The 11,871-nt window shown below is 72.6% G+C and carries 5 protein-coding genes; 2 read left to right on the top strand and 3 right to left on the bottom strand.

Annotation, left to right across the window (positions count from 1 at the left end; genetic code table 11):
• Window positions 1-3 precede the first annotated feature (3 nt).
• Window positions 4-2,223 carry a CDP-glycerol glycerophosphotransferase family protein gene (locus tag ABT127_RS24075; protein WP_351453634.1) on the top strand — a complete coding sequence of 740 codons (2,220 nt, stop codon included), beginning with the start codon at window positions 4-6 and terminating at the stop codon, window positions 2,221-2,223.
• Window positions 2,223-3,899 (top strand): glycosyltransferase family 2 protein, encoded by a 1,677-nt coding sequence (locus tag ABT127_RS24070; protein WP_351453631.1) that lies wholly within the window; start codon window positions 2,223-2,225, stop codon window positions 3,897-3,899. The genes ABT127_RS24075 and ABT127_RS24070 overlap by 1 nt, the downstream gene beginning before the upstream one ends.
• On the opposite strand, the gene ABT127_RS24065 is transcribed toward ABT127_RS24070, so the two are convergent.
• The 3 genes from ABT127_RS24065 to ABT127_RS24055 all read right to left on the bottom strand — a co-directional run bounded on the left by ABT127_RS24065 (window position 3,889) and on the right by ABT127_RS24055 (window position 11,448).
• Window positions 3,889-5,418, bottom strand: coding sequence for a putative glycosyltransferase family protein (locus ABT127_RS24065; RefSeq protein WP_502971768.1), 1,530 nt, complete (start codon window positions 5,416-5,418; stop codon window positions 3,889-3,891). The genes ABT127_RS24070 and ABT127_RS24065 overlap by 11 nt on opposite strands.
• Complete coding sequence (locus ABT127_RS24060) at window positions 5,415-6,215, bottom strand: polyprenol monophosphomannose synthase (protein ID WP_181512745.1); 801 nt, start codon at window positions 6,213-6,215, stop codon at window positions 5,415-5,417. The genes ABT127_RS24065 and ABT127_RS24060 overlap by 4 nt, the downstream gene beginning before the upstream one ends.
• A 301-nt stretch (window positions 6,216-6,516) precedes the next feature.
• A complete protein-coding gene (locus ABT127_RS24055) occupies window positions 6,517-11,448 on the bottom strand; it encodes an NAD-glutamate dehydrogenase (protein ID WP_351453627.1) in 4,932 nt (1,643 codons plus the stop codon).
• Window positions 11,449-11,871: the final 423 nt, after the last annotated feature.

The raw sequence follows: 11,871 nt of genomic DNA, 5'->3' as shown, positions 1-11,871 counted from the left end.
CCTGTGCGGATAACCCGGACCGACGAGCCGTTGCTCAGCATCATCGTGTACGGGCGTGACGTGCAGGGACTGCTCGGCGCCTGCCTCGACAGCGTGGCCGCCCAGCTCCCGCCGGAGGCCGAGCTGGTGACGGCGGCCGTCGGGGACGGCGCACAGGACGTGGCGGTGCGCTCCGGCGGCACGGTCCTGCCGCTGCCCGCGGAGACCGGCGACGCGGCGGCGCGCGCCGCGGGCGCCGAGCGGGCGCGCGGCACCTGGCTGTGGTTCCTGCCCGCCAAGGACCGGCTGCCCGCGGGCGCGGTGCGCACCCTGCTCGACCGGCTGGCCGAGGTGCCGGAGCAGGTCGACGTGGTGGTCGCCGACCATGTCCGTACGACCTGGCGCGGCACCGGCGCGTCCGGCGCCGACGCCGGCCGGCTCGCCCGGGTGGCCCGCCGCGACGTCACCCTCGACCAGGCCCCCGACCTGCTCCGGGTCACCCCGCTGCTCGTCAAGCGCGCCCTGCGCGCCGACTTCTGGCGCACCCACGAGGCCGAACTGGCCGACCCGGACGAGAGGTTCGCCGTCCGCGCCGCCCTGGCGCTCGCCGACCGGATCGCCTGCCTGGACCAAGTCGTCGTCGAGGTACGGGAGTTGCGGCGCGAGAGCCTGCCCCCGGTGACCGCCGAGCAGCGCTACGGGCTCGTCGAGACCTACGACCGGCTCCAGCGCCTGCTGCACCGGCGGGAGTCCGCGCCCCGGCCGCGCGCGGTCCTGTACGACCTGATGGCGACCGAGACGATGCGGGTCGTGGCGCGCGAGTCGATGCCGGACGCGGTGGCGCGGGAGTTCTTCCACCGCGCCTCGGCGGCGGCCGTGCGCTGGAAGCCCGCCGGACACCGGCGCCCCGGCGGCATGGAGGGCATCCGGCGCCGACTGCTCGAAGAGGACGCGTACACCAAGTACCGCGCGTTCCAGGCGGCCAACCAGCGCCGCCGCGGCCTGCGCACGACCCTGCGCGCCCGCAGGAAGCAGCTGGGCGCCAAGGTCCTCGACCACCACTACCAGAAGGCGCTGCGCGAGCCGGTCGACCAGGACCTGGCCGTCTTCTCCGCCTACTGGGACCGCGGGATCGCCTGCAACCCGGCCGCGATCGCCGCGAAGCTCGCCGAACTGGCCCCGCACATCCGCCCGGTGTGGGTGGTGTCGAAGGCGGCCGAGCCGCTCGTCCCGCCCGGCACCGACCACATCGTGCCCGGCACCCGCCGCTACTGGGAGGTGCTGGCCCGCGCCCGCTACCTCACCAACAACGTCAACTTCCCGAACGCCGTGGTCAAGCGCCCCGGCGCGATCCACCTCCAGACCCACCACGGCACCCCGCTGAAGAAGATGGGCCTGGACCAGCGCGCCTATCCGACGGCCTCCCGCGGCCTCGACTTCGACGCGCTGCTCGCCCGCGTCGACAAGTGGGACTACAGCGTCAGCGCGAACAGCCACTCGACCCGGATGTGGGAGCGCGCCTACCCGTCGCACTACGTGTCCCTGGACTACGGCTATCCCCGCAACGACGTCTACTACCGGGCGACGGCCGCCGACATCCGCGCCGTCCGCGACCGCCTCGGCATCGCCCCGGGCCGCCGCGCCGTCCTGTACGCGCCGACCCACCGCGACTACGAGGCGAGCTGGACCCCGCGCCTGGACCTGGCGGCCCTGACCGAGCGGCTCGGCGAGGGGACGGTCCTGCTGGTGCGCGGCCACTACTTCTACGGCGGCGGCGCCTCCCCGCTGGCCGGCCTGCGGCGCACCGGCCGGGTCATCGACGTATCGGCGTACGACCCGGTGGAGGAGCTGGCGCTGGCCGCGGACGCGCTGGTCACGGACTACTCGTCCATCATGTTCGACTACGCGAACCTGGACCGCCCGATCATCAGCTTCGCCGACGACTGGGAGACGTACGCGCGCACCCGCGGCACCTACTTCGACCTGCTCGCCGAGCCGCCGGGCCCCGTCGCGCGCACCGAGGAGGACCTGACGGAGATCCTCGCGACGGACGCCTGGCGCGACGAGGCGTCGGCGAAGAGCCGCGCCCACTTCCGGCGCCGCTTCTGCGAGTTCGACGACGGGCGGGCCGCCGAGCGCGTCGTGCGCCGGGTCTTCCTGGGCGAGCCGGAGGAGAACCTGCCGCCGGTGCTCCCGCCCGAGTCCCGCACCCCTGCCCCCACCCCCGAGGAGGCGACCGGCTGATGCCCGCGCAGACCCCCGACGTGACCGTCACGGTGATCGTCTTCAACGACGCCGAGCGGCTGCCGCGCGCCGTCGCCTCGCTGCGGGCGCAGACCCACCGGAACATCGAGATCGTCATCAGCGACGACCACTCGACCGACCGCACCCCCGAGGTGGCCCGGGAGCTGGCCGCGCAGGACGCCCGCATCACGTACCTGCGGCTGCCGGAGAACAGCGGCGGCTGCTCCGCCCCGCGCAACCGCGCCCTCGACATCGCCCGCGCCCCCTACGTGATGTTCCTGGACAGCGATGACGAACTCCCGCCGCGCGCCGTCGAGTCGCTGCTCGCCGCCCACCGCGAGAATCCGGCGATCGACTTCGCGATGGGCGCGGTGCAGCGGATCAGGGTCGACACCGGCCATCGCTCGGTCTGGATGCCGCACCTGGTCGCCGAGCGCCGCACGGTCCCCGGCATCGAGGCCGAACCCGCCCTGCTCTTCGAGCACCTGTCGACGAGCAAGATGTACGCGCGCGCCTTCCTCGACCGCCACCGGCTGCGCTTCCCCGAGGGCATCCACTACGAGGACCAGTTGTTCTCGGCGCAGGCGTACGGCCTGGCGAGATCCTTCACCGTCGTCCCCGACACCGTCTACCGCTGGTACATCGCGCCGTACGCCGCCGAGTCCGCGGCCTCCATCTCCAACCAGCGGCACAAGCTGGCCAACGTCCGCGACCGGGTCCACGTCCAGACCCTCATCGACGACTTCCTGCGGGAGGGCGGCTTCAGCGAGGCGGTGCGCGAGGCCAAGGACTACAAGTTCCTCAAGCACGACTTCCGGATGTACGCGGGCGACCTGCCCTACCGGGCCGACGACTGGCTGGAGGGGTTCGCCGAGATCGTGAACCCGTACCTGGCCGGCCTGGCCCCAGGCGCCTACGCACGGCTGCCGCGCGCCGAGCGCGTCGTCCTCCAGCTGGTCCGCGACGGCCGCCTCGACGAGGCCCGGATCGCCGCGCGCGGCCTCGGCCACGGGGTCGCCCCGCGCGAGGCGGTCACCGACGACGCGGGCAGCCTCTACTGGGGCGGCACGCTCCCCGCCACGCCCGGGGCCCGCCGCGAACTGGCCCTCGACGACCTGGCCCTGGACACCCGGCCGTTCCCCGGCGCCCAGTTCCGGCACGAGATCGTCTCGGTGAAGCGCAACGCCGGCCCGGCCTCGCTCGCCCTGCACATCCGCACCCACGACCCGGCACTGCGCCTCCCGGTCGGCCCGCAGGTCGCCGCGCTGCTGCTCTCCCCCGGCCGCCGCCGCACCACGGTCCGCTTCCGGCTCGACCCGGTGCGCCCCGGCGTCTTCGAGGGCCGCGTCGACCTGGACCTGACACAGGTCCCGCTGCCCGCCCAGGGCTTCGACGGCATCCGCCACCCGCTGCTCCAGCTCCAGGCGCCGGGCGGACTGCGCAACACGGGCCTGCTGCTCGCCCCGCTGGACTTCCCGTCGTTCACGTCCGGGTTCCACCAGCACCGGGTGACGGTGGAGCCGGAGGGGCGCGGCGCCGGACGGCTCCAGGTGCGCTGGGCGGCGGTCGGGCTGACGGCCCGGATCGTGCGGCCGGTGGCCCGCCGGGTGGGCCGCAACCAGGTGGCGCGACGGGTGCGGCGGGCCGCGCGTCTGGTGTCGGCCCTCACCCGCTGACGCGCACCCGGTACAGCTGCTGTCCCCGGGGACCGACGGCCACCCGCTCCAGGGCCGGGTCCCCGGCGGGCAGCCCGCCGTCGCTGCGGTAGGCCACCACCCACCGCACGTCGTAGCGGCGCAGCACCCCGACCCGGTCCCCGCGCGCGGTCCCGGCCGCGAAGTAGGTCCGCACGGCCTCCTCCCGGGCGTGTTCGTCGCCGAGGAAGAAGTCCGGGTAGCCCGGGGCGACCGTGTAGGGCCCGTAGGCGGGGATCTGGCGGGCCGGGAAGGTCTTGGCGAGCACCACGTCCCCGTACGCCACCCAGGGCGTGATCCACTGGTAGCCGCCCCACGGCTCGCGGTACTTGGCGGCCACGGGCGCGGGCAGCGCGGAGCGCGGCAGCACGTAGCCGAGCGTCCCCGACTGGGTCCACGCCCCGAGCAGCAGCGCCGCCGACACCGCCCAGCCGAGGCCGAGCCGCACCGCCCTGCGGGGCGCGCCGAACACTTCCAGGCCCACCGCGGTCTGCGCGGGGATCAGGACGGCGGGCAGCGCCCGGCCCCAGGACCAGTGGCCGGTCAGGCCGCCGGCCGCGAACACGGCGAGCCCCGCCAGGCAGAACAGGACCAGCGGGTCGCGCCGGTCGCGCCGCCACCGCAGGCCGAGCGCGACGCCGCCGACGAGCGCCACCAGCCACAGCCGGGCGGGCAGGTCCCGGTAGAGCGAGCGGTGGATGGCCTCCAGGTTCTCGCCCGCGCCGAACAGCGCGAAGAAGGAGTAGTACGGCCACAGCGCGATCAGCAGGAGCCCGGTCGCGAGCCCGGCGCCGAGCCGCAGCCAGTGCGCCGGGCCCGGCCACGGCCGCGCGCCGAGGACCACGGCGAGAGCGCCGAGCGAGGCGACGACGCCGGTGAACTGGTGGCTGAGCAGGATCACCGCCCACAGCACCCCGGCGCCCAGGAAGTGCCCCCAGGCGGTCGCCCGGCGCAGCAGCGCCCACAGCCAGAACGAGGCGCCGAGCGCGAACGTGCTCGGGTAGGCGACGCACAGGGCGAGGGAGTTGAGGCCGAGATAGCCGCTCCAGTTGAACAGCGTCGTGCCCCACAGCAGGACCAGGCAGAGCAGGACCAGGCCCGCCACAGCCGCCCGCCGCCATCGCGTCGCCGCGCGCTCCAGGAACGTACCGGTGAACGCCCACACCCCGCCCGCCAGCACCGCGAGCGAGACCACCGCCCCGATGCGCAGCACGACGAACACGCCGAGCCCGGTCACCTTCGCGACACAGCCGAGCAGCAGCGTCCAGGGGCTGTAGTACGGGCTGTCGGCGTCGGCCGCGACCAGCGGGTCGCCGGGGTCGAGCAGGTCGTGGCGCAGCCGCTCGACGGTGGCGGCGTGGATGCCGAGGTCGCCCGCCCAGGGCAGCCGCACCACCACGGCGAGCAGCAGCACGAGAACGCCGCAGGCCGCGGCACCGGCCGCGATGCGGGCGGGCGCGGCGGTCAGCGGACCCTCGCGGGCGGCCTCCGCAGCGGTCAACGGGCCCTCGCGCGCAGCTTCCACGGCATCGCCACCGACTCCAGCTGCACCATCAGGTTCATCTTCGACTCGCCGACGGTGCGGTCCTCGAAGTGGATGGGGACCTCGACGATGCCGTGCCCGCGACGCAGCGCCCGGTACTTCATCTCGACCTGGAAGCTGTACCCGGCGCTGTCGACGGAGGCCAGGTCGATGGCGCGCAGGGTGTCCTCGCGCCACAGGTTGAAGCCGCCGGTGATGTCGCGCACCCGGGTGCCGAGGATGGTGCCCGCGTAGGCGTTGGCCCAGCGCGAGAGCAGCCTGCGGTGGGCACCCCACGCGTCGGACAGGGTGCCGCCCTGGACGTAGCGGCTGCCGATGGTGACCCCGGCGCCGGTGGCCAGCGCGACGCCCAGCATCTGCGGGACCTTCGCGACGGGGTGGCTGCCGTCGGCGTCCATCTGCAGGACGTAGCGCGCGCCCTCGGCGACGGCCCGGCTCATCCCGGCCGCGTAGGCACGGCCGAGCCCCTCCTTGCCCGCGCGGTGCAGCACGCCGATCCGGTCGGCGCCGAAGCGGCGCGCGTACTCCTCGGCGATGTCCCCGGTGCCGTCGGGGCTGGAGTCGTCGACGACGAGCAGCCGCAGCCCGGCCAGTTCGAGGTCCATCAGGGCGTCGGCCATGCCGGGCAGGTTCCCGGCCTCGTTGTACGTGGGCATCACGACGGTGAGCGGGGTCGCGGCCCAGGTGTCGGGCAGCGCGAGGGCGCGCTCCGCAGTCCGGGGCGACCTCGGCGAATCGGCTGGCTTCGACGGCATCGGCTCTCCCTGAGCGGTCATCAGACAATCGGAGTCCACTTTAGACGCAATGTCCCACATTGCCCCGAGACATGGCCCGGGTAGGGAGTCCATCAAGCCGGACGACGTCATGAGGCAGGCAAGAGGGCGCCAAGAACAGGGGCAGAATACGGCGACAGCGACGGGGCGCCACGGCCGCCGCGCGGCCAACTGCACTGCGGGACACGGCAGATGACACGGTCCCGGACACGACACGGGGGCGCCCCCGGGCCGATGCGGCCCGGGGGCGCCCCCGGTGAACGTACGGGCTACGCCCGGCGCGTCACGAGTGCGTGCGCAGCAGCGTGCGCATGGTGCGCATCGCGACCGACAGGTTCGCCAGGTCGAAGGCGTCCGAGCCCTGGATCTCCTCCAGGGTCGTGCGCGCCCGGCCCAGGATCGCCGCGTTCTTCTCCTCCCACGCCTTGAACCGCTGCTCCGGCGAGGAGGTGCCGTTGCCCACCGCGAGCACGTCGGCGGTCAGGGCCGCGTGCGCCGCGTACAGGTCCTCGCGGATCGAGGCGCGGGCCATCGACTGCCAGCGGTCGGCCCGCGGGAGCTCGATGATCCGGTCCATGAGCTGGGTGATGCCGAGCCGGTCGGCGAGGTCGTAGTACACCTCGGCGACGTCCAGCGCCTCCTTGCCCATCCGGTCCGCGATCTGCGCGATGTCCAGCGTCGGGAACGCCGACGAGAACCCGGCGACCTGCCGTGCCAGCTCCTCGGGCACCCCGGCGCCGGTCAGCTCGTCGAAGATCGACTGGTACCACTCGGCGTCCGCGCCGCGCAGCATCGTGGGCAGCGCGGCCCACACCTCGGCGACACCGTCCCGGAAGAAGTCGATGGTCTCGGCGAGCTGGAGCGGCTGCGGCCGGTTGTTCAGCAGCCAGCGGGTGCCGCGCTCCACGAGCCGCCGCGAGTGCAGCCGGATCCGGGTCTGGACATCGGCGGCGACGACATTGTCGAGCGCCTCCACCGCGTCCCAGACCTCGCTCAGGCCGAAGATCTCGCGCGCGGCGAGCTGCGCCCGCACGATCTCCTCCAGCGAGGCACCGGTCTCCTCGCGCAGCCGGTGCAGGAAGGTCGAACCACCGGTGTTCACCGTGTCGTTGACCAGGACCGTCGTGATGATCTCGCGGCGCAGCGCGTGCCCGTCGATCGCCTCCTCGTACTTCTCGCGCAGCTCCTGCGGGAAGTACGCGTGCAGCAGGCGGCGCAGGTACGCGTCGTCGGGCAGCGTCGTCTGGATCAGCTCGTCGGCGGCCGTGATCTTCGTGTACGCGAGGAGGACGGCCAGTTCCGGCTGGCTGAGTCCGCGGCCGTTGTTGAGGAGTTCCTTGATCTGCCGGTCGTTCGGCAGGAACTCAAGCCCGCGGTCGAGGTGGCCCTGCTTGCCGAGCCGGCGCATGAAGCGCTGGTGGGCGTGGAGCAGGGACGACGACTGCGCCTCGGCGTTGCCGAGCGCGGTGTTCTGCGCGTAGTTGTTGCGCAGCACCAGGTGGCCGACCTCGTCGGTCATCGCGGCGAGCAGCTTGTTGCGCTGCTTGACGGTCATGTCCCCTTCGGAGACCAGGCCGTTGAGCAGGATCTTGATGTTGACCTCGACGTCGGACGTGTTCACGCCCGCGCTGTTGTCGATGGCGTCGGTGTTGACCTTGCCGCCGGTGCGGGCGAACTCGATGCGGCCCAGCTGGGTCGCGCCGAGGTTGCCGCCCTCGCCGATGACCTTGGCGCGGACGTCCTGGCCGTCGACGCGGATCGCGTCGTTGGCCTTGTCGCCGACGTCCCCGTTCGACTCCGAGGACGCCTTGACGTACGTACCGATGCCGCCGTTCCACAGCAGGTCGACCGGCGCCTGGAGGATCGCCTTCATCAGCTCGGCCGGGGTCATCTTGGCCTGGCCGGACTCGATGCCGAGCGCCTCGCGGATGTGGGCGTTGAGCTGGATCGACTTGGCGGAGCGCGGGAAGATGCCGCCGCCGGCCGAGATCAGCTCCTTGTCGTACTCCGCCCACGACGAGCGCGGCAGCTCGAACATGCGGCGGCGCTCGGCGTACGAGGTCGCCGCGTCCGGCTTCGGGTCGATGAAGATGTGCCGGTGGTCGAAGGCGGCGACGAGCCGGATGTGCTCGCTCAGCAGCATGCCGTTGCCGAACACGTCACCGCTCATGTCGCCGACGCCGACGACCGTGAAGTCCTCGGACTGGGTGTCGACGCCCAGCTCCCGGAAGTGCCGCTTGACGGACTCCCAGGCGCCGCGCGCGGTGATGCCCATGCCCTTGTGGTCGTACCCGGCCGAGCCGCCGGACGCGAAGGCGTCGCCCAGCCAGAAGTGGTACGACTCCGCGACGCCGTTGGCGATGTCGGAGAAGGACGCGGTGCCCTTGTCGGCCGCGACGACGAGGTAGGTGTCGTCCTCGTCGTGGCGCACGACGTCGGACGGCGGCACGACCTCACCGGCGACCAGGTTGTCGGTGATGTCGAGCAGCGCCGAGATGAAGGTCTTGTACGACGCGATGCCCTCGGCCATCCAGGCGTCCCGGTCCACGCTAGGGTCGGGCAGCTGCTTGGCGACGAAGCCGCCCTTGGCGCCGACCGGCACGATGACGGTGTTCTTCACCATCTGCGCCTTCACCAGGCCGAGGATCTCGGTGCGGAAGTCCTCGCGCCGGTCGGACCAGCGCAGACCGCCGCGGGCGACCTTGCCGAAGCGCAGGTGGACGCCCTCGACGCGCGGCGAGTACACCCAGATCTCGAAGGCGGGGCGCGGCTCGGGCAGATCGGGGATCGCCTGCGGGTCGAGCTTCATGGAGACGTACGCGTGCGGGGTGCCGTCCGACGACTTCTGGAAGAAGTTCGTGCGCAGGGTCGCCTTGATGACGGTGAGGAAGGACCGCAGGATCCGGTCCTCGTCGAGCGAGGCCACCTGGTCGAGCGCGCCGTCCAGCTCCTCCAGGAGCCCGTCGGTCAGCTCGGTGCCGGCCCGCTGGCGGTCCGGCGACATCCGCGCCTCGAACAGCGACACCAGCAGGCGCGTGGTGTGCACGTTGGTGCGGAGGGTGTCCTCCATGTAGTCCTGGCTGAAGGTGGAGCCGGCCTGGCGCAGGTACTTGGCGTACGCGCGCAGCACCATCGCCTGCCGCCAGTTCAGCCCGGCGCCCAGGACCAGGGCGTTGAAGCCGTCGTTCTCGGCGAGCCCGGTCCAGGTCGCGGCGAACGCCTCCTGGAACCGCTCGCGGCCGTCGGCGCCCAGCTCCCCGCCGTTGCCGTTGCCCGGCTTCGGCATCCGCAGACCGAAGTCGTAGATCCACGCGGTCGCGCGGTCGGCGCAGCGCAGCTCGTACGGGCGCTCGTCGGTCACCTCGACGCCCAGGCGCTGGAGCACCGGCAGGACGGCGGAGAGCGAGACGGGCGAACCGGTCCGGTAGATCTTGAAGCGGCGCTCGCCGGGGGCGGCGCCCACGGGCTCGTACAGCGAGAGCGCGAAGTCCTTGCCGTCGCGGTCGCCGTGCGTGAGCTGCTCCAGGTGGACCAGGTCGGCGACGGCGGCGCGCGGCGAGTGGTCGGCCTTGTAGCCCTCGGGGAAGGCCTGGCCGTAGCGGCGCAGCAGCTCGGCGGCGCGCTCCTCGCCGCACTCGGCGTTCAGCGCCTCGGCGAAGCCGTCCGCCCAGGAGCGGGCGGCCTCGACCAGCCGGGCCTCGATGCGGTCGGAGTCGGCGTCGGTGAGCGCGGGCAGCTCGGTGCCGGGCGCGACGCGGACGACGAAGTGCAGCCGGGAGAGGATCGACTCGGTGTTCCAGGCGGTGAAGTCGACGCTCGCGCCGCCCAGCTCCTCCTTGAGGATGTCGATGATCCGCAGCCGGACGCCGGTGGTGTACCGGTCGCGCGGCAGGTAGACGAGGGCCGAGTAGTAGCGCCCGTACTCGTCCTTGCGCAGGTACAGCCGCAGGCGGCGCCGCTCCTGGAGGTACAGCACCGACGTGACGATGGACCGCAGCTCGTCGGCCGGGGTCTGGAACAGCTCGTCGCGCGGGTACGTCTCCAGGATCTGGAGCAGGTCGCGGCCGTCGTGGCTGTTGGGCGAGAAGCCCGCGCCCTTGAGGACCTCGGCGACCTTGCGGCGGATGACGGGGACGCGGCGGACCGACTCGGTGTACGCGGCCGAGGAGAACAGGCCGAGGAAGCGGCGCTCCCCCACCACGTTCCCGTTCTCGTCGAACTTCTTCACGCCGACGTAGTCGAGGTAGGACGGCCGGTGCACGGTGGCGCGGCTGTTGGCCTTGGTCAGCACGAGGAGGCGGTGCTCGCGGGCCTTGGCACGGGCGTCGTCGGGGAGCCGGTTGAAGTTCGGGGAGACCGGGTGGTGATCGTCGTCGTCGTGCTGCGGGTCGGCGCGCAGGATGCCGAGGCCGGTGCCCGGGACGGCGGCGAGCGAGTCGTCGTCGGTGAGGGTGTACTCACGGAAGCCCAGGAAGGTGAAGTGGTCGGCGGAGAGCCAGCGCAGCAGCTCGCGGGCCTCCTCGACCTCCTGGTCGCGCAGGTCGCCCGCGGTGGGCTCGCCCGGCAGCTCGTCGGCGATGCGCAGCGCGGTGTCGCGCATCTTCTCCCAGTCCTCGACGCACTCGCGCACGTCGGACAGGACGCGCAGCAGGTCGGTGGTGATCTGCTTGAGGTCGGCGCGGTCGGTCTCGCGGTCCATCTCGACGTGGATCCACGACTCGGTGAGCACGTCGTGGCCCTCGGCGGTGGTCCCGGCCGGCAGCACTTCGAGCAGCTTGCCGGCGACGTCGCGCCGCACGACGACCTGCGGGTGGATGACGACGTGGATGCCCCGGCCCTGCCGCGACAGCTCATTGGTCACGGAGTCCACGAGGAACGGCATGTCGTCGGTGACGACCTCGACGACGGAGTGGCTGCACGTCCAGCCGTTCTCCTCGACGGTCGGGGTGTGCACCCTCACGTTCGCGGTGCCCTGCGGCCGGTTCTCGGCGAGCCGGTAGTGCGAGTAGGCGGCCCCGAAGACGTCGACCGGGTCGCGGTCGGCCAGGTCCTCGGGCGCGGTGTGCAGGTAGTAGCGCTGGAGGAACGTGAGCACGGTGTCCTGATCGGGAGTGCTCTCGCCCGTCGGTAGGTGCCCCCCTACCGGGCTGTTCTCAGCAACCCGGGCGGCCCGTTCGAGCAGCTCGGCCTTGGCTTCGTCCAGCTTGGTCTGCATTGTCCTCTGGCTCCTGTCGCGCGCCGTTGCGTGACGTAGACATGTTTGGCTCGACGTAACGCCGCGACGCGGGGTGTCCGGTCTGCTTCGACGTTATGCCGGATTGGGAGAAGAGCGGACGGTAATGCGCCATTTTCAACGAACTGGCCATCCGCCGGAAATGATCAGCGTCCGAGCGCCGGGGGCGGCCGCTGTGGCGGTCCGTCTTCTCCCGGCGCGGGCAGGGGGCGACGATGCCCCCGCGAGATATCGCGCTGATCACGGGACCAAGGCTATCGCTCCCGACCGGGGGCCCGTCATGAGCCGCATGTGTACAAATCCGGTGGCCGAACTTTGACACTCTGCACAGAACGGCGCCTCTTGTCAGGAGTCCCGGGCGGCGGCACCGTGGGCACGGCGGTGGATCCGGCCCGCACCGCCCAC

Source organism: Streptomyces sp. NPDC001904 (genome assembly GCF_040297005.1).
GTDB lineage: Bacteria > Actinomycetota > Actinomycetes > Streptomycetales > Streptomycetaceae > Streptomyces.
Note: the sequence above shows the minus strand (reverse complement) of the source record. Positions and strands in the feature narration are given on the sequence as shown.